The 18711-nt window shown below is 37.8% G+C and carries 15 protein-coding genes, 1 pseudogene and 1 riboswitch; of the genes and pseudogenes, 10 read left to right on the top strand and 6 right to left on the bottom strand.

The annotated features are described in order from the left end of the window. Positions 1–254: 254 nt before the first annotated feature. A complete protein-coding gene (locus tag GNT69_RS02370) occupies positions 255–1625 on the top strand; it encodes an MFS transporter (protein ID WP_203553337.1) in 1371 nt (456 codons plus the stop codon). A gap of 55 nt (positions 1626–1680) precedes the next feature. Next, entirely contained in the window at positions 1681–2532 is an 852-nt protein-coding gene (locus tag GNT69_RS02365; RefSeq protein WP_203553336.1) for a creatininase family protein, read from the top strand. 486 nt (positions 2533–3018) lie between these two features. Here the strand turns inward: GNT69_RS02365 and cobO are convergent, their stop codons facing one another. From cobO to GNT69_RS02340, 5 genes are all read right to left on the bottom strand, one after another. Then, positions 3019–3573: a cob(I)yrinic acid a,c-diamide adenosyltransferase gene (gene cobO / locus GNT69_RS02360; RefSeq protein ID WP_203553335.1), complete on the bottom strand. Its 555-nt coding sequence runs from the start codon at positions 3571–3573 to the stop codon at positions 3019–3021. Continuing rightward, positions 3574–4152 carry a nitroreductase family protein gene (locus GNT69_RS02355; protein ID WP_203553334.1) on the bottom strand — a complete coding sequence of 193 codons (579 nt, stop codon included), beginning with the start codon at positions 4150–4152 and terminating at the stop codon, positions 3574–3576. 137 nt (positions 4153–4289) lie between these two features. Then, positions 4290–4640: riboswitch (cobalamin riboswitch) on the bottom strand. Between the two features lie 172 nt (positions 4641–4812). Next, the gene (locus GNT69_RS02350) at positions 4813–5292 is read right to left on the bottom strand and encodes a peptidylprolyl isomerase (RefSeq protein ID WP_343206460.1); all 480 of its coding nucleotides are present in this window, start codon (positions 5290–5292) and stop codon (positions 4813–4815) included. Between the two features lie 104 nt (positions 5293–5396). Then, entirely contained in the window at positions 5397–6803 is a 1407-nt protein-coding gene (locus tag GNT69_RS02345) for a sensor histidine kinase (protein ID WP_203553332.1), read from the bottom strand. Further along, a complete protein-coding gene (locus GNT69_RS02340) occupies positions 6793–7497 on the bottom strand; it encodes a response regulator transcription factor (RefSeq protein WP_203553331.1) in 705 nt (234 codons plus the stop codon). Before GNT69_RS02340 ends, GNT69_RS02345 begins: the two co-directional genes overlap by 11 nt. Positions 7498–7724: 227 nt before the next feature. Here GNT69_RS02340 and GNT69_RS02335 point away from each other — a divergent pair. After that, positions 7725–9207: pseudogene (locus GNT69_RS02335) on the top strand (ABC transporter permease). 84 nt (positions 9208–9291) lie between these two features. Beyond that, the gene (locus tag GNT69_RS02330; protein ID WP_203553330.1) at positions 9292–9990 is read left to right on the top strand and encodes an ABC transporter ATP-binding protein; all 699 of its coding nucleotides are present in this window, start codon (positions 9292–9294) and stop codon (positions 9988–9990) included. Positions 9991–10154: 164 nt separating this feature from the next. Here the strand turns inward: GNT69_RS02330 and GNT69_RS02325 are convergent, their stop codons facing one another. After that, positions 10155–11408 (bottom strand): S1C family serine protease, encoded by a 1254-nt coding sequence (locus GNT69_RS02325; protein ID WP_203553329.1) that lies wholly within the window; start codon positions 11406–11408, stop codon positions 10155–10157. 330 nt (positions 11409–11738) lie between these two features. On the opposite strand from GNT69_RS02325, the gene GNT69_RS02320 reads away from it, so the two are divergent. The 6 genes from GNT69_RS02320 to GNT69_RS02295 all read left to right on the top strand — a co-directional run bounded on the left by GNT69_RS02320 (position 11739) and on the right by GNT69_RS02295 (position 18708). Further along, entirely contained in the window at positions 11739–12212 is a 474-nt protein-coding gene (locus GNT69_RS02320; RefSeq protein ID WP_203553328.1) for a hypothetical protein, read from the top strand. Between the two features lie 360 nt (positions 12213–12572). Beyond that, the gene (locus tag GNT69_RS02315; RefSeq protein WP_203553327.1) at positions 12573–14195 is read left to right on the top strand and encodes a Na/Pi cotransporter family protein; all 1623 of its coding nucleotides are present in this window, start codon (positions 12573–12575) and stop codon (positions 14193–14195) included. A gap of 128 nt (positions 14196–14323) precedes the next feature. Then, positions 14324–15271, top strand: a complete 948-nt coding sequence (locus tag GNT69_RS02310) for a sugar-binding transcriptional regulator (protein WP_203553326.1) — start codon at positions 14324–14326, stop codon at positions 15269–15271. Between the two features lie 111 nt (positions 15272–15382). Next, entirely contained in the window at positions 15383–16771 is a 1389-nt protein-coding gene (locus GNT69_RS02305; protein WP_203553325.1) for a PTS ascorbate transporter subunit IIC, read from the top strand. A 319-nt stretch (positions 16772–17090) separates the two neighbouring features. Then, positions 17091–18023, top strand: coding sequence for a phosphotriesterase family protein (locus GNT69_RS02300; protein WP_203553324.1), 933 nt, complete (start codon positions 17091–17093; stop codon positions 18021–18023). A gap of 31 nt (positions 18024–18054) precedes the next feature. Then, complete coding sequence (locus GNT69_RS02295) at positions 18055–18708, top strand: 3-dehydro-L-gulonate-6-phosphate decarboxylase (RefSeq protein ID WP_203553323.1); 654 nt, start codon at positions 18055–18057, stop codon at positions 18706–18708. Positions 18709–18711: the final 3 nt, after the last annotated feature.

Raw genomic sequence — 18711 nt, 5'->3', positions numbered from 1 at the left:
TTGATAAAGATTAACACTTGAATAGCAAGATGCAAGTTTAGTATAAAAAACATGTAAGTTTAGTGCAAAAGTGATGTAAGCAGTTACAGTAAGATAAAGATACAAAAATAAATCGCTTTCATAAAAGCAGATAAAATGATTAGTTTGTTTACTGAATAAACTACCATTTTTTACCCTCTATATGAAAGCGATTTAACACATATTCACATGGCTAGCCATGATAAATCGAGTGGAATCGAAAGGGGGAAAAAGAAATGCAACAAAGAAAATTTGGTGTCAAAGATCAGGTTGGTTATGCATTAGGTGACATTGGTGGTAGTTTCGTCAATCTTTATATCGGGAGTTTCTTCTTACTCTTTACGACGTATGTTTTAGGTGTAAGCCCATACTTTATGGGAACTTTGTTTTTAGTTGCCCGGATATTTGATGCATTTACAGATGTAATGATGGGGAGTATTCCCGACCGCTGGAAGATTGGCAAAACTGGGGATAAGTTTTTACCTTATATTAGTATAGCAAAATGGTTTTTAGCAGCCGCTGTATTGTTAGCGTTTGCGGATGTCTCTAGTTGGGGATCAACGGCGGTACATGTATGGGTAGTTGTTGTTTACCTATTTTATGGAATTGCTTACACAGCAGATTCGATTCCATACGGTTCACTCGCTGCGGTTATTACGCAAGATCCAATTGAACGGACAAAACTATCACGTGCCCGAGCGATTGGTGGAGTGATTGTCGGGATTGGCGCTCTATCCCTTGTTCCGATGTTTATTTATGATAGCGCTGGCAATATCATTCCAGACGCGTTCTTTAAAGTTGCGATTGTCTTTAGTATTTGTTCGCTTCTAGCTTATACAGGTCTTGTTCGTCTATCAACGGAGCGAATTCGTGACGATCAACCTGCTGGTGAAAAAGTAGATTATAAGTTTAAAGATGCGTTAGTGGCTACGTTCAAAAATAGACAATTAATCGGAATGATGGTCGCATCTGTTGGTTCTTTAATCATGATTAACGGAGTCACTCAACTTGCGGCGATTGTCTTTGCTGAATATTATGGCAATCCTGGTGCATTTGCCATCAACGCTTTCGTTCAAATTGGGGTCACACTCGTATTATTCGTCTTTGTACCGAAATTGGTTGAAAAGGTCGGGAAGCGTAATTTAATTATCGTAACAGCGTCCTTTGGTATTGTTGGCTCGACTTTATTGACGATTTTCCTTATTGAAAATGTTTATTTATTTATTGCTCTTTATAATATCGCAACGATTGCAAATATGGTTTTTGTTATGATCGTTTGGGCACTTGTAACCGATTGCTTAGATTACACAGAACTGCAAACAGGTAAAAGATATGACGGAACACTTTTCTCGATTTATTCCTTCTCCCGAAAAGTCGGGATGGGAGTGGGCTCAGCATTAGGTAGTTATGCGCTTGGTTGGGTCGGTTTTGTTTCTGGTGCGGAATCACAATCACCGCAAGTGGCGGAAGGTGTTTTGCGGATGTATAACGGTTTGCCAATTCTTGCTTTTGCCTTAATGTTAATCGGGTTGTTGTTCATTTTTAACTTAAATAGTGATCGTTTAAATGAAATGTATAAGACGTTAGAACAAAGAAGAGCTGCATAATTTTAAAACTTATTTTAGAATCAATCAGACTAACAATCGGAGGAGATATTTTACTATGCGTACAAGATTTTTATCAAAATTAACGAACGGGGAAGTAGAAGAGTATTTAAATAGAAATGATCTCATTTTCGTGCCAGTTGGCGTGACGGAAACACACGGGGCATTGCCGCTTGATTCCGAAACAGTCGCAGCAGAAGCATTTGCGTTAAAAATGGCGGAAGCGACGGATGGATTGGTGCTTCACAATCTACCATATTTCTTTGCCGGTGCAACGCCAACAGGCAGAGGGACTGTGCAGATGAGCATTAGAGATGGAGCCGAGTATTTAGACCGAATTGCTCAGTCATTGTTAAATCAAGGCTTTAGACGCCAAGTGTATGTGACGCTTCATGGTCCAGCTTATTTAACGGTTAGTGCCATGGTCCGCGATTTCTTTGATCGCACAAAAGCTCCAGTTCTTTATATGGATTTAATTAAGGCGATTGATACAGTTCCGAACCTGCCGTTTAATTTTTTGGAGAAGTTTAATGAGCTTTGTATTGGTGCCTACGAGGTATTGGACCGTTTGGAAGATGTGCCGCTTAATGTGCCAGAGTCGAACTCGGTAAGTTATGATTTGGAAAAAGTAATGAAAGCAAATGTGGAGCATCCAGCAAGTTCGCTTGGCAAATTGGCCTTCCAATCTGGGGCATTTGGCTACTATTTCGATCAAGCTTCCGACCATCTGTACACGCCACTATTGAAAACGGCAGAAGAGCGTGAACGGTATGCCAAAGAAGGCGTCGAAATCATTGAAGCAATCGTGGACGGGCTTGATCTCCCGAAAATTGTCCAAACGATGAAAGAAGCAGATGAGTATACCCAAAATGTAAGCATGAAAAGATTTGGTGAGTGGCTGCCGCGGTAGTTCCTGAATGAATATAAAAAACCTCATTTCTCTGAAATGAGGTTTTTTTAATAAGAGAGGACAAGTTTAAATTAGTGCTTCGTTCAAGTGCGTGCTCTTGGTTATCACTAGTACTTGGAATAAAAATAGTTTTTAAAAAGATAATGCTGGTAATTGACTTTATATTCCGAGTACTAGGTATATATATTCCTAGTGGTAGGATTAAATCGAGTTAAAACATCTATTTAATCCAAGTACTAAGATTATATTTTCTAAAATTACCCAATTTAATCCGAGTACTAGCATTATATCCAAGTTTTATTGCTAGTACTCGAATTAAAAATCTGCGAAAAATTCGTTTTATCCAAGTACTAGTAATAAAACAGCATGTAAAACGAACTTTATCCAAGTACTAGTAATAAAACAGCATGTAAAACGAACTTTATCCAAGTACTAGTAATAAAACAGCATGTAAAACGAACTCAATCCAAGTACTCGATACAAATATTAAAATTCAACGCCCAAAACAGCAGGAATCCCTTCATCATAATAATGCTTCGTTGCTTTAATCTCGCTGACAAGATCAGAAGCGTCGATAATTTCCTGTTTGGCTGCTCGACCAGTAATGACTAAATGCATCGATTGCGGTCGTTGCTGAATCAGCTCGAGCACTTCATGTAATGGCAAAACATCGTCAATCGGAAAACGGTCAATCGCTAAAGCATTATTTAATTCATCTAAAATGACCATATCGTAATTGCCCGATTGTACTTTTTCCTTCGTAAACGACCATGCCTTTTGAAGAGCTTCACGATGTTCTTCAGGTGTTTTTGTCCACGTAAACCCGACGCCTGTTTGATACATTTCAATTCCTAATTTATCGAAAATGATTTTCTCTCCATATGTACGCTGCGGATTTTTAATGAATTGAATGACCAAAACGCGCTTGCCACGGCCAACCGCTCTGACAGCAAGGCCGAGAGAAGCAGTCGTTTTCCCTTTTCCATCACCAGTAAAGACGAGCACAAGCCCTTTTGATTTTGCTTTTGAAGTGTTTGCCATTTACTTGTCCCCCAACCAAATGGTTTTTTCTTGGAAACTCGTTCGGGTCTTTACTTTTAGTTTCTTCATCAATTCAGGGTCTGGGTAGCCAATGAATAGGTTCCCAACTACTTTTTTATGTTCTGGAGATCCAATGAACTGGTGAAGCCGTTCGTCATGAACAAGCCCAATTCCTCGAGTCCGCCAGACAAACCCTAATCCTAATTCAGAGGCTGCGAGCCACATCGAATGAATGGCGCAGCAGACAGCAAACTCATTATCCTTTGTCGCCTCCTCATCGTCGGGAATCACATCACTTGTTACGATGATCTGAACGGGCGTATTGTGTACAACTTTTAAAGAACTTTCGACTAAATGAGGCTTTGTCGGAAATCTTTCTTGTAAATATTCCTCTGCTAAATGATTGTATTTGCGTTTTGCTTCCCCCTTGATAACATAGAACGTCCACGGCTCCCTCATCCGATCGTTTGGTGCCAAAGTGGCGGCTTCAAGTAGTTTGTTGATTTTTTCAGCTTCCACGTCGCGTCCATCATAGTCACGAATGGCTCTACGATTCTGTAAATCTTGTAAAATTGACATTTTCCATCCCTCCGAGTTCTTTGGAAATAAAAAAGCATTTAAACCCGGTCGAGTTTAAATGCTTACTTTTAAAAGATTCTATGGTTAATATTTACATAGCTTTTTCGTAAACACCACTCCTATATCCCGTAGGTTCATTTGTGCTTTTAAAACAGGCAGGTCTCCTGACTCATCTTCACCACAACCTACGCCTTCCCGCCTTTATTTTTATCGCAGGTTAACTGGCTGTAAGATTCCCACTTCAAGAATTCGAAAGTAATAAGAATTGTAAGTGGGGGATCAACAGCCAGTAAACGCCCGATTGGTTCAACTAACAATCAGTGGGGGATGAAGAAAACCCCCACTGATTGAAGTTTCACTTTATAAAAGCAGTGACATTATGTAGGTTGCTCAGATTTACAGTGGCGGGAACCGTGTCGGATTTTCACCAACTTCCCTATTAAGCTTGCCGAAAACTGCGGCATAGCACCCATTTAGAAAATTATGAAGTTTTAAACATAATACCATAGGGAACGACAAGTGTCACGTCGTAGCTGCCTCTCAGAATTTGTCGAATCGAGGGACGCGCGAAACAATCCTCATTTTTTGGATACAAAATGCTCATTTTAAAACGGAGCTTTTAGGTGTACCCACATACTTATGCAGATATGATTTAAGGTTTTATGTTTCGTCTAACGTGTTCTCAATTTTTAGTTTTTCTCTTTGGTCCGTAATCCAAGTGCTATACGCGATTGAAATTTTTTGTTCAAACAAGATTTGCTCTATTTCTTCTTTATATTCCTCAAATGCGGCTTCTTTCGCTTCTTTTTTATCCATTACTTTTATAATATGGTAGCCATAGTCTGTTTTTACAGGGTCACTGATCTCGCCTTTGTTCATTGAGAATGCTGCATTTTCAAATTCCTCTACCATCGTGCCCTTTGAGAAAAGACCAAGTTCCCCGCCGTTTTCAGCATTGGAAGTATCTGTAGAATACTCCATTGCAAGCTCTACAAAGTCTTCACCTGTATTAAGTTTTTCTTTTACTTCGCTTGCGGCCGCCTCATCTTCTACTAAAATATGACTAGCCTCTACTTGTTCAGGCTCCTTGTAGAGTTCTTTATTTTCTTCAAAATACGTTTTCATTTCTTCATCCGTAATTATTAATAAGTTAAAACGATAGTATGAATGTAACTTTTCATCGTTCTTTTAAAGTCAAAAACAGCCCTTTGGAAAACTCCATAGGGCTGTTTTTGTAAATGTTATCAATCTTGTCTGTGTTTGATTGGAAAACGGATTACAAATTTTGTGCCTTTTTCCTTTTTGCTTAATACATTAATTTCTCCATCATGAAGCTGAACGAGTTTTTTTACAATCGAAAGACCGAGGCCGAATTCTCCATACGGGTTTGATGTTCTAGAAATATCTGCCTTATAAAAACGGCGCCAAATATTTTGGATTTCTTCAGGCTTGATCCCAATCCCTGTATCTTCAATTTCAATAATCGTTTCCTTGTATCCTGCTATCCCTCTTAAAGTAATCGTCCCATTTTCCGTGAATTGTATACTATTTTTTGTAATGTTAATCAAAATTTGTACAAGTCGATCATAATCTCCATAGACGATTACATTTTCTTCAACTTCTACAAGAATCGCAGTATTTTTCTCATCTGCCAAAACTTCTAATTGATCTTTAATGATTTCTAATACTTCAACAAGTTCAATATCCGTTTTCATTAATTTCACTTGATTGGAGCGTATTTTTTCATAATCAAGATTTTCATTTACGAGGCGAATTAATCGATTGGTTTCTTTACTGACCAATTGCATTCCTTTCTCTTTTTCTCCTTCGTGAATCATATTATTCTTCATTCCTTGAATGACTCCATTAATCGTCGTTAATGGAGTGCGTAATTCATGGGAAACATCCGCCATAAATTGGCGGCGCCGATTTTCAAGACTCTCAATTTCTTCATTTGATTGATGAAGCTTTTCTACCATTTCATTAAAGTCTTCACCAAGTTCACCAATTTCATCGAAGTTCGAAGAGGGCAATCTTACTGTATAATCTCCGGCTGCAACGAGTGAAGTTGCTTTTTGAAGCCTTTTTATGCGATTCACATGTATTTTTGACAATAGCCAGCTCATTAACAAGGCGACAACCATTGCAATCATTCCCGCATACCATAGATATTGATTAATTTGTGAGATCATTTCTCTTGAACCGCTTATTGGAGACGTCAATAAAATTCCGCCTAAAAATGTACCATTTTTTATATATGGAAGTAACACAAAAGTGACTGTTTGATCAAATCGGTTCCTTTCTTGTTTTACGGTTACGATCTGACCTGCCTTGATTTTATTCAATTCTTCATCTTTTAAAATAATACGTCCACCGGTCGGATAAACAATTCTTCTGTGTTCATTAAAAATCATATACTTAATTTCTCTTCCTGAAAGTACATGACTATAATCGGATAAAACTTCTCTATCTATGATCCTCATTTCTAAATCTTGAATGATATTTTCACCATACTCAGTTAATTCTTCTGCCTTATTGGTATAAACTAATGTTTCGACATAGTGAGAAAAGAGTAAACTTAAAACGATAAATGCCACAATAATGATACTAATGTGACTGCAAATTTGTTGATAAATATATTTAAATTTCATGTTCTACCAAAACCTCATCAAACTTATACCCGACTCCCCAGACCGTATGAAAGAAAGGCTGATTAGAGGTACCGACTTTCTTTCTCAGTCTTTTAATATGAACATCCACCGTACGTTCATCACCATAAAAATTGTAACCCCAAACGTGTTCCAATAATTGCTCTCTAGAAAATACTTGTTTCGGATGCTGTGCAAAATAATAAAGAAGATCAAATTCTTTTGGGGTTAAATTCTTAATTAATTGGCCATAAAGAGAAACTTCGCGTGTATTTTTATTAATCTCAAAATGCTCTGTTTTTATCACTGTACGATCCGCTGTCCCCTCAATGGTTACTTGATAACGGCGTGTAACAGCTTTAATTCTTGCCATTAAGGCTAGCGGACTAAAGGGCTTCGTTACATAATCATCCGCACCCATTTCAAGTCCTAATACTTGATCTGATTCACTGTCTTTGGCTGTTAACATGATAATTGGCACGGTATTTTTTTCTTCTCGAATTTTTCGGCAAATGGTCATGCCGTCCATACTTGGGAGCATCCAGTCTATAATAATTACATCCCACTCTGCTGTTTTACTGCGTTGATAACCTTCCAATCCATCACTAACAAATTCTCCAGATATCTCTTCTTTTGCAAAAAACATTTCTAACATGGAGGAAACACTTTCATTATCTTCTATCACTAAAATCTTCATTTAACTCCAACTCCCTAGAGGATTCATTTCATTGTGACCTTATTAATTTTAACTTAAAACGAATTTCAAGATTGTGCAACCTTCTTCTAATTCTTACCTATTTGTTCCTATTTACGAACGAGTTTGGTCATAATTTTTTCATATTTACTAGATAATCTTGTTTTTGTGAACTGCGATTTTTAGTACCTACCAACCGATAAAACAATAAGGAATAAGGAGAATTTTACATGAATTTTTTAAAACGTTCTTGGTTAAGCATAAAAGCTCGTAAAGGAAAGAGCTTATTACAAATTTTTGTTTTTTTCAGCGATTTGTATTTTAGTTTTAACGGGATTAACAATTCATACAGCAGCTGATAAGTCGAGTGAGCTCGCACGTCAAAAGCTTGGGGCAAATGTGACTCTTCAAGTGGATATGGAGAAAATGAGGGAAGCGATGCAAACACAAATGCAGCAAGGGCAACCAGAAGAAGGGGAACGCCTCCGTTTCCAAGCACCCCCGATAAATGTTGCTTCGGCCGAAGAACTTACAACTTACGAACAAATAAAAGGCTATAATTTTTATTCTTCTACAAATGGATTAGCATCCGATTTTCGCCCAATTGAAAGTGAATCCACTTCCAAGAGTATCGAAACACCAAGCGTGATGCAGCAACCCGCAGGAGCGGTGCCGCGGGGTGGAATGAATCTAGGAGATGTCAGTATCCAAGGGGTTGCTTTTACAGACTCTGTCAGTGAATTTATGGATGGCACTTCTAGTATTATAGATGGACGACATTTGACCATCGAGGATATCAATACAAATGTAACCGTCATCGAACAAACTTTAGCAGAAAGTAATCGTTTAAACGTTGGAGACCGTATAACTGTTACAAATCCAATTGATGAATCCTTAATCCAAACACTTGAAATTGTCGGAATCTATGAAACTTCTTCTGCGGGTTCTGAACAAGGATTAAATTTTACCGCGTTAATTCCTTATAACAAATTGTATGTTCCGTACACTCTGTCAGCAGCATTAAAAGGTGATGACTATGTAGGAACAATCGATAGTGCTATCTATTATATTGACGACCCTGCACATATGGAGAGTTTTGTCGAACAAGCCAAGAATGAAAGCAGCATTGATTTTAATGTTTTTACTTTGAATACAGATGATCAATTGTACCAGCAAATGGTCGGTCCTATTGAAAATGTTGCCTCTTTCTCTAAAAATGTCGTCTATCTTGTATCCATAGCTGGAGCGATTATCTTAGGTTTAATTGTGATGATGTCGATACGTGAACGAAAATATGAAATGGGTGTACTCCTAGCGATTGGTGAAAAAAGATGGAAACTAATCGGACAATTTATTGCTGAAATCTTAATGATTGCCATTCTTTCTATAGGAGTTGCAACGGTTAGTGGAAACGTTGTTGCTGATCAAATCGGGCAACAGTTATTAGAACAAGAGATTGCATCTGCTGAAATAAATAATACTCCAGAATCGTTTGGAAGAGATCGTTTTGGAGCAAGGGGGACAGGAGGGTTTGGTCCACAAAATTCTCAAGCACAATTGGATATGATTGATGAGTTAAATGTGCAAATAACAGCCAATGACTTAGGAATGCTGTTTATCATCGGAATACTCATTGCAATTATTTCCACTTTAATACCGTCACTTTCTGTCCTTCGCTTACAGCCGAAAACGATTTTGACGAAACAAGATTAAAATTTTAATAACTTTTACTAAAGAGCAAATCGTTCTTCAGTGTCTGTTTAAAGGATCACGAAATAAAATAAAAGGAGTGTAACTATGAACACTTTACTAGAATTTAATAAAATTAGTTACTGGTATAATCAACAAAATAAAAAACAGGACGTCTTAAAAAGCGTCAATATAAAATTTGAAAAAGGAAAGTTTTACACCGTTATTGGTCCTTCTGGATCAGGAAAAACGACGTTCCTTGCCTTAGCAAGCGCACTTGAAGTCCCAAAAGAGGGGAGTGTTCTTTATGAAGGACAAGATATTCGAAAAATTGGCTTAACGAAATTCCGTAATAAATATGTCACGATTGTATTTCAATCCTTTAACCTCCTTCCTTATATGACTGCTTTACAAAACGTTGTGACAGCCATGGAAATTACTAGCTCAAGTCATAAAAACAAAAAAGAATTTGCTTTGCAAATGCTTCAAAAGGTTGGGATTACAGAAAAACAAGCCTATCAAAAGGTTTTAACTTTGAGTGGAGGCCAGCAGCAACGTGTCTCTATTGCGCGGGCATTATGCTGTGAAAGTGATTTAATTGTTGCGGATGAGCCAACAGGAAATCTTGATGAGGAAACGGCAAAAGAGATTGTCCGTTTATTCCAAGACTTAGCCCATGAAGAAGGTAAATGCGTAATAGTGGTCACCCATGACCCTTCAATTGCAAAAGTATCCGACGTGACTGTGAAGCTATCAAAAGGGAGTCTATCGATTGCAGATAAAAAAGAATCGATTTCTTCTATTTAGTTAATGTCCTCATTGTGACCTTTGTAAAAGTTCACTTATCATAAATAGTCACTATTAATAGCTAAAAAGTGAGAAACAAAAATACCACTTAACCGTACCAGTTAGTGTCCGGTTAAGTGGTATTTTTAGGTACTTACCAAAATAGATTAAGCGGTTTTTTTAAGTTAATTAGATCGATTGCTGCTCGTTAATATTAAATCAATTTTTAGTTTTTCATTGCCACGGTATACCTCTAAACTTGCTTTATCTCCTACTTCAAGTTCTGTGTATAAATATTTTCTTAAATCATTTGAACTTCGTATCGATTGTCCATTTATCGATGTAATCACGTCTTGTACTTGAAGTCCTGCTTTGGCTGCTGCTGAATTGGGGTCGATATTAGTCACGATAGCCCCTCCTGTTACTTCTTCGGGAAGATGTTGAAGATAACCTTGTTGAATTTGTGTAAGGTCCGCTAACCCTACCCCGATATAGGGTCTTTCTACTTTCCCTTTTTCAATTATTTCATTAATAATCGGCACAAGGTCATTACTTGGAATGGCAAAACCTAATCCTTCTATCCCTTCTTCTGCAATTTTCAAACTATTAATTCCTATTAATTGTCCGGAAGTGTTAACTAAAGCACCTCCACTATTTCCAGGATTAATAGCCGCATCTGTTTGAATGACATTTAAGTCCCAATTTCCTGCTGATGTTGAAACGCCAATTGTACGATCTACCGCGCTTACAATTCCTTGAGTGACGGTATTGGAAAGGTCAAGTCCAAGTGGATTTCCTATTGCGAGTACCGTATCACCAGCTCGTAATGTACTCGAATCCCCAAACTCTAACGTGTCCGTAGCATATTTTCCATTAATCTTTAAAACGGCAAGATCGGTCAAAGAATCGGCACCAATTAACTCGGCGGTCGTCTTCTCACCCCCATGTACAGTCACCTCAATTTCTTGTGCTCCTTCAATTACATGATTATTCGTGACAATAAAGGCATGATCTCCATCGATTTTAAAGATAACTCCCGTCCCAGACCCGCTTTCAATTGTCTCGTTACTTCTAACGCTGGGATTGAAATATCCCTGATTAAAGGTTTGTGTTTGCTTATTTACAATACCAACAATCGATTTTGAAGCTTCAGCTATCATATCAGCTATTGAAATAGGAGAAGCTGCGGCATTGGTCGAGGTTGGCTGCGTCGTTATAGCACCCAAGGAATGATTGCTATTTTCTACATTTTCTATTTCCTGTTGTCCATTCTTTCCATTGAACATTTCGAAGTAATCCGTATAAGGTACAACTGTTAAAGTGAGAACAGAACCAATAACTCCGCCTGCTAAAGTCGTCATAAATCCTTTAACTCTCGACTTTCTCTGTTTTTTTCGTTCCTCTATTGTACTATTCGTTTGTTCATTAAATGGATTCATCCGTTTATCCTCCTAATTATAATGGGGCATTTGATTGATTTCATTTTACTTAGAAGTTATGAATAAATTATTAACAAACTTTTAATAGAGGGAGAAAGATAAGCTAGCTGAGTTTTTCGAGAAATATGTAAGTATTTAAATAGGATAAAAAAGGTTATTATATATTTGAAGCGAAAATGGAATCATTTTCGATAGATAAAAAGTATGAAGCAATTATAATACCAACTGAACATTCCTATTACTACACACACAGCATTAAAGAATTTCGATGATCACTCTCAAACGGAGGAAGGTCAGAAGAGTTTAACAACCAACGGGGGAATTTTAGATATGAAATCAAAAAGAAATTTAGCGATAATCGCAATCGCTGCACTATCTATCGTTGTTTTATTGAATCTATTAAAGAAAGATTTGTGGGATGTTAACTCAGAATTGTTGAAACAAGAAGTATTGTCGATTAGGCAATCCGTTGAAACGGTAAATTTAGCAAATATAACCCCGTTTGAATGGGACGTCGTATACTCCTTTGATCCATATACACCAAAAGATAGAGTATATGAAACAGTTGGTTATAAATGGGATAATATTAGAGAAACAGTGAGTGAAGGAATGAACCAAATCGTTTTTTTAAACGAGGGAAAAGTAGTTTGTTATTTATATGGCTACCCTGAAAATAATGGATACGGAATCTATTTTACAAGTGAAAATCCGGAAGTAAATTTAGCTTCTGTACTCAATGTCGAAGATGATTTAACTTTTCAAGTAAGAAGAAGTGATGGTGTCATCTATTTAACGAATAATTAAACGAATACAACTTGGATTAGTTGGAACCATTTATGCTGCGTTTTTTGCGTGGAGTCCGAGGGTTTTCTGTAATATGAAACGTTTATCCTGCAACTTTTACGTGGAGTTCGTTAATTACCGACAGTATGAACCGTCAATAATGCAACTTTTTCATCGAGTTCACAAACTTCCAGCATCATCAACCACCCATACTTCAACATTTCTACTGACCTCTTTAATTTCGCCCAGAATGTGCTACTTATTCTGTATGTTTTTACATTCATTTACAAAACTTAAAATGAGACAAACTAAGTTAACTCATTGTGAGAAAGTTTGTGCTGGGAACTGTGAAGTGGGAGATCAAGAAAGGATGAAGAATGGATGGATGTACAAACATTATTTTTTATGTTTTTCGGAGGATTAGGGATTTTCTTATTTGGAATCAAATATTTAGGGGATGGCCTTCAAAAAGTGGCTGGAGATGGACTTCGCGACCTCCTTGACCGATTCACGACGAACCCGCTGATGGGGGTCCTTTCTGGAATCGTCGTCACAATCCTATTACAAACGAGTACAGGAACGACTGTATTAACAATTGGGTTAGTAAATGCAGGATTTATGAATCTCAAACAAGCGATTGGGGTCATTCTTGGAGCAAATATCGGAACAACGGCTACAGCATTTATCATTGGGATTAAAATTTCAAAATACGCATTGCCGATTATTGCTGTAGGAACGTTTCTTATTTTCTTTTTCAAAAATAAGAAAATCAATAATTGGGGCCAGGTGCTCTTCGGTTTCGGTGCGCTATTTTACGGTTTAGATGTAATGGGGACCGGGTTAAAGCCAATTAGAGAAGTCCAAGCCTTTACTGATTTGACGGTCAGCATGAGTGATAACCCGATTTTAGGTGTGGTCATCGGGACGATTTTTACGGTCGCTGTGCAAAGTTCATCGGCGGCGATTGGGCTATTACAAACGTTATTTGCACAGGGAGCAATGACTTTGGACGCTGCATTGCCTGTTCTTTTCGGGGATAATATTGGGACAACCATCACGGCGGTGATCGCTGCAATTGGCGCTTCAGTCGCGGCGAAAAGAGCTGCGGCCACTCATGTTATTTTTAATCTCATCGGCACAATCATTGTTCTCATTCTCCTGCGGCCGTTTACGTATTTAATTGAAATGTTAAGTGGTACCTTAAAACTGAATCCTGAAATGACGATCGCGTTTGCACATGGGATTTTTAATGTGTCGAATACGATTCTTCAGTTTCCATTCATCGCTGTTTTGGCGTTGATTGTGACGAAACTGATCCCTGGTGAAGATTCAGCCATCGAATATAAAGCCGTTCATTTAAATGAAGAGTTTATTCGTCAGTCTCCATCGATTGCACTAGGGCAAGGGAAAAAAGAAGTGTTAAGAATGGCTGAATTAGTGGAAAAAGGCTTAGAGGAAACAAGCCTTTATTTGAAAACGCATAAAAAGAAACATGGAGAAATGATTCCGCAGTTTGAAGACGCAATTAATAATCTTGATCGAAAAATAACTGACTACTTAGTGCAAGTTTCTTCACATTCGTTATCTGGTAGTGATTCGAAACTCCATACAGCGCTCATGAATACAATCCGTGATTTAGAACGGATTGGTGACCATATGGAAAATATTATGGAGTTGGTTGATCAAAAAATTTCGATGAAAGTGGAGTTTTCCGAATCAGCAAATGCCGATTTGGATGAAATGTTTGACTTAACGATTGCCACAATTAGGCAAGCGATTCATGCGTTAAATACCGACAATGTAGATGAAGCGAAAGCGGTGCTGGAGAAGGAAATTCGTATTGATAGAATGGAACGAGAACTTCGTAAAAAACATATCACTCGTTTAAATCAAGGCGAATGTACAGGAACAGCAGGAATTGTTTACGTTGATATTATCAGTAATTTAGAGCGAATTGGCGACCATGCAGTAAATATTGCTGATGAGGTCATTGGGGAAGAGTAGCAACTAATCTTTGTGATGTTTCGACACGAATATGAAAGCTTTGTTACAAGTTGTCGTAAAAGAAGGCTAGAAAATATATAATGATACTTACGAATACAAAAAAGTTTAATATAAGGAGTATCATTAATATGGACCAAAAATATGCCCAGATTGTTCGGGCGGTAGAACTGTATTACTTGAGGAATCTAACGCAACAAAAGATTTCAGGGATTATGGGGGTTTCTAGACCAACTGTTTCACGATTGCTGGAAGAAGCAAAGAAACAAGGAATTGTTGAGATTAAAGTAAATACTCCTGTTTCCCTTGATTCCGATTTATCGGAAACATTACGTAAAAAGCTTAATCTTAAAGACGTATTGGTTGCTGACGTTGAAGACATGGATGAGGATTTCACTTTAAAGAAAGTTGCTGAAGTTGCAGCTCTTTACTTTTCATCTATTTTAAAATCAGATTCAATCGTGGGCATTTCCTGGGGGAGAACGATTAAAGCGTTTGTCGATACACTTATGAATGTATCTGCTCCAGATGGGTCCGTCATTCAAATTGTCGGCGGCCTTGGTGGTGGGAATCCGGAAATTGATGGTCAGGAACTAGCTTTTAAAGTAGCGAAGAAATTATCCTGTTCTTATCAATATATCCACGCACCTGCAGTCTTAAGTAATAGTGAAACCGTTAAGGAGTTAAAGAAACAAGTAGCCATCCAAGAATTATTAACGAAAGCTGAATCTGCGAATATATATCTTAGTGCGGTTGGTTCTTTTGAAGAAGAAGAAAGCAGTATTCAAAGAACAGGTTATTTAGGCATAGAGGAAAAAGAACAGTTAGTTCAGCTAGGAGCAGTTGGTCATTTGCTTGCTCATCCAATTGATGAAAATGGAAATGAAATATCGCCTTTTAATGAAAGAATCCTTTCGATTCCACTGGCTAATTTACAAAAGGCTGAATCGTCGATTGGAATCGTCGCTTCAGCTGTCAAAGCAAAGCCATTATTAGCGGCGATTAAAGGTAGTTACTTTAATGTAATTATTATTGATAAAGGTTGTGCTAAAAAATTACTAAGCTTGTTAGACCAATGATTTGGATTTGAAAAAGAATATTGAAATTGAGGGAGGCTGTGACTTTTTTTCACGCCTCTCTATGTTTCTTAAAGGTATATCTCCTTTAAATTGCCGAAAGGAGTGATAAAAATGGAAACATTTGTTGATATCTTGATTAATCAAATTTTAGGACAAGCTCCTTTCTTGATGGGAATTATCGTTTTCGTAGGTTACATACTATTGGGGAGTGGACTATCTACTGCAATCACAGGGTTTATTAAAGCGTCCATAGGTTTCATGATTTTACAGGCTGGGACAGGAGGCTTAACCTCTACATTTAGACCGATTCTAGATTCATTTAAAGAAAAATATCAAATGGATGGAGCAATCATGGATCCATATGTTGCCCTAGCTGCAGCAAATGAAGGGCTTGGGGATATGGTAGCCTTAGTTGGATACACCTTAGTAATCGGCTTCGCCTGGAATACCCTTCTCGTTGCCTTTTCAAAGTATACGAAGTTAAGAACCCTTCAGGTAACAGGGCATGTCATGTTTATTCATAGTACGCTCCTTCTCTTTATGGCTTATACTTTTTTAGAAGCCCCAGATACACTTACGGTTGTGTTAACTGGCCTTTTAATTGGAACCTACTGGGCTGTCTTCACGAATCTAACAATAGACATCACGAATGAAGTGACTGACGGGGGCAACTTCGCAATTGGTCACAATCAAATGTTAGGTTTATGGCTAACAAGTAAAATTGCACCAAAAGTCGGCAATAAGGAAAAATCAGTGGATCATTTAAAATTTCCAAAATGGTTGGAAATGTTTAATGATAATGTTGTTGCATCAACCATCTTAATGACGATTTTCTTTGGAACGGTTATGGCACTCATCGGATCGGATTACTTTGAAACGACCTTAGCGTTTCCGCTGTTTATTTATATGACTACAGCTAAATTTGCCGTTTTTTTAACAATTATCCTTACTGGGGTACAAATGTTCATTACTGAGCTAGTAAATTCGTTCAAAGGAATTTCTAGTAAGATCCTTCCTAATTCTGCATCAGCAGTTGATATTGCAGCCATCTATGGATTCGGACATCCAAATGCGATTTTACTAGGTTTTACGGCAGGTGCAGTTGGACAGGTGGTCGGTGTCATTCTCTTGCTTGTGACGAACTCTCCAGTCTTCTTAATTCTAGGTTTTATCCCAATGTTCTTCGACAATGCTGGGATTGCCGTATATGCAAACCATTTTGGGGGATTCCGTGCGGCCATGCTGTTGCCTTTTGCGTCAGGCTTCCTCCAAGTAAGTTTAGGAGCCTTCACATATTCTATTTCCGGGATTGTGGGTGGAGTAATGGCTACCTTTGACTGGGTTACTGTTATTCCTGGATTTATTCTTGTTATGGATCATTTTGGAGTCATTGGCGTTGTTTTAACGATTATCCTGCTGTTAATCATCCCGCAAATACAAGATCGAAAGAGGTTAGCCAAGGTAAAATTAGAATGTGGAAATAAGGAGAAAGCTCTGTAATGTAAGAGTCATTTAAAAGGGTGAAGGATCTCATTTTCTGAGTGTGTGAGGATGTTATATTACAGAAGCAAAAGATGACTGACTATTAGAGATGAACTAGGCTGAAATAAGCCTTGTTCTTTTTTTTGCTAAAAATTAGCATCTATATTTTTGCTAACGAACGGAATGAATATTATGAATATTTAATCTTTAATTTTTTGTTAGGAATTTTCAAAAAAAGTGTTTTGCAACCGTTTTATATATGTTATATTAAACGTGTAGTTAACATTGGTTCACATTAATGAACAATTGTTCAATAATAACAGGAGGGATTTTCATTATGGCAAAAGGAAAAGTGAGAACAGTATTAGGAGATATCGACGCATCTGAATTGGGCTTTACAATGGCTCATGAACATATTTTGACAAACCCGCAAGGAAAAGGAACAAAAAATAATCTGGATCACCACTTAGATAGTCTTCCATTAGCGATTCAAATGTTGAGAGAATTTAAAGAAATTGGTGGCGGTTGTATCGTTGAAACAACTCCACAATCATGGGGAAGAAATACTCCAGGAATGGTGATTGCGTCTCAAGAGTCTGGTGTACACGTTCTTGCTACAACAGGTTATATTTGTGAAGAGCATGGAATGGAACCAGAATTAACTGATTGGTCAACCAACTATATTGCTGAAAGAATGTTACACGATGTTCAAGTAGGGATGGATGGTACATCTGTAAAGGCAGGATGGATTAAAGCTGGTACAGCTTATAACCACATCACTCCAAACGAAGAAAAAGTGTTAAGAGCAGGTGCACGTGCAGCAACAGAAGCGGGTTCATGTTTCCATACTCATACAACAGCTGGAACAATGGGAATCGAACAGTGTGAAATTGTTGCATCTGAAGGTTTTGATATGAGCAAGTTCATCGTCGCTCACGTTGACCGTGTTCCTGATTTATGGTACCACCGCCAAATCTTAAAAACAGGTGCTAACGTTATCTATGATGGCCCTGGTAAAGCAAAATACTATCCAGACAGCATGAGAATCGAATTGCTAAAACAATTAGTAGCTGACGGCTACGAAGATCAAATCATGCTTTCCAATGACATGGGAAGAAGATCTCACCATAGAGTATACGGTTACGGCCCTGGATTTAACTGGATTAAAGAGCGTTTCTTACCAAGATTGTTAGACGAAGGCTTCAGCCAAGAAGTGCTAGATAAATTTATGATTCATAACCCTGCAAGAGTTTACCAATTTGAAAAATAATAACCTAATAAAGGAATAGAAGGTGCATTAGATGAGCAGACCAAAATTACAACTAGCTTTAGATAATCATAGTTTGTCAGATTCTTTAGCTGCTGCTCAAAAAGCCCAATCGCAGGTTGATGTAATTGAAGTAGGTACGATTCTCGCTGTTGAAAATGGAATGCAAGCGGTTCGAATGATGAAAAGCCTATTCCCAGATCACATTATCTTAGCGGACATCCGCATTATCAAAGCTGGAGGCAAATTGGCCAAATTGGCCTTTGACTCCGGCGCTGATTGGGTAACAGTCATGAGCGATGCCTCAAATGATACGATTGAAGCAGTAGTTAAGGAAGCAAAGTCGCGCGAAAACAAAGATGTTCAGATTGAAATTAATCAATCTTTTACGAGTGAACAAGCAGAATACTGGAGATCATTAGGGATTACTCAAATCATTTACCATCGGTCAAGCGAAGTGGTAGAGGAAGAAGAAAAGTGGAGCCCTGAAGTGATTAAGGAACTAAAGAATTTAGCAGAAAAGGGCTTCAATTTAAGTATTACAGGCGGATTAGCCGTTGACGAAATCAAGTTATTTAAAGATGTACCGGTTTACTGCTTTATTGCTGGAAGAAAAATTGCCAATGCAAAAGATCCTCTTCAAGTGGCGAAAGAGTATAAAGACGAAATTATTCACGTGTTTGGATGATGG

This window comes from Bacillus sp. B15-48 (assembly GCF_016879755.1).
GTDB lineage: Bacteria > Bacillota > Bacilli > Bacillales > Cytobacillaceae > Mesobacillus_B.
Note: the sequence above shows the minus strand (reverse complement) of the source record. Positions and strands in the feature narration are given on the sequence as shown.

Coding starts and splice junctions, on each gene's coding strand:
- GNT69_RS02330 (WP_203553330.1), top strand. CDS start 9,292: ATGAACACTTTACTAGAATTTAATAAAATTAGTTACTGGTATAATCAA.
- GNT69_RS02315 (WP_203553327.1), top strand. CDS start 12,573: ATGGATGTACAAACATTATTTTTTATGTTTTTCGGAGGATTAGGGATT.
- GNT69_RS02340 (WP_203553331.1), bottom strand. CDS start 7,497: ATGAAGATTTTAGTGATAGAAGATAATGAAAGTGTTTCCTCCATGTTA.
- GNT69_RS02305 (WP_203553325.1), top strand. CDS start 15,383: ATGGAAACATTTGTTGATATCTTGATTAATCAAATTTTAGGACAAGCT.
- GNT69_RS02325 (WP_203553329.1), bottom strand. CDS start 11,408: ATGAATCCATTTAATGAACAAACGAATAGTACAATAGAGGAACGAAAA.
- GNT69_RS02365 (WP_203553336.1), top strand. CDS start 1,681: ATGCGTACAAGATTTTTATCAAAATTAACGAACGGGGAAGTAGAAGAG.
- GNT69_RS02310 (WP_203553326.1), top strand. CDS start 14,324: ATGGACCAAAAATATGCCCAGATTGTTCGGGCGGTAGAACTGTATTAC.
- GNT69_RS02355 (WP_203553334.1), bottom strand. CDS start 4,152: ATGTCAATTTTACAAGATTTACAGAATCGTAGAGCCATTCGTGACTAT.
- GNT69_RS02370 (WP_203553337.1), top strand. CDS start 255: ATGCAACAAAGAAAATTTGGTGTCAAAGATCAGGTTGGTTATGCATTA.
- GNT69_RS02320 (WP_203553328.1), top strand. CDS start 11,739: ATGAAATCAAAAAGAAATTTAGCGATAATCGCAATCGCTGCACTATCT.
- cobO (WP_203553335.1), bottom strand. CDS start 3,573: ATGGCAAACACTTCAAAAGCAAAATCAAAAGGGCTTGTGCTCGTCTTT.
- GNT69_RS02345 (WP_203553332.1), bottom strand. CDS start 6,803: ATGAAATTTAAATATATTTATCAACAAATTTGCAGTCACATTAGTATC.
- GNT69_RS02300 (WP_203553324.1), top strand. CDS start 17,091: ATGGCAAAAGGAAAAGTGAGAACAGTATTAGGAGATATCGACGCATCT.
- GNT69_RS02295 (WP_203553323.1), top strand. CDS start 18,055: ATGAGCAGACCAAAATTACAACTAGCTTTAGATAATCATAGTTTGTCA.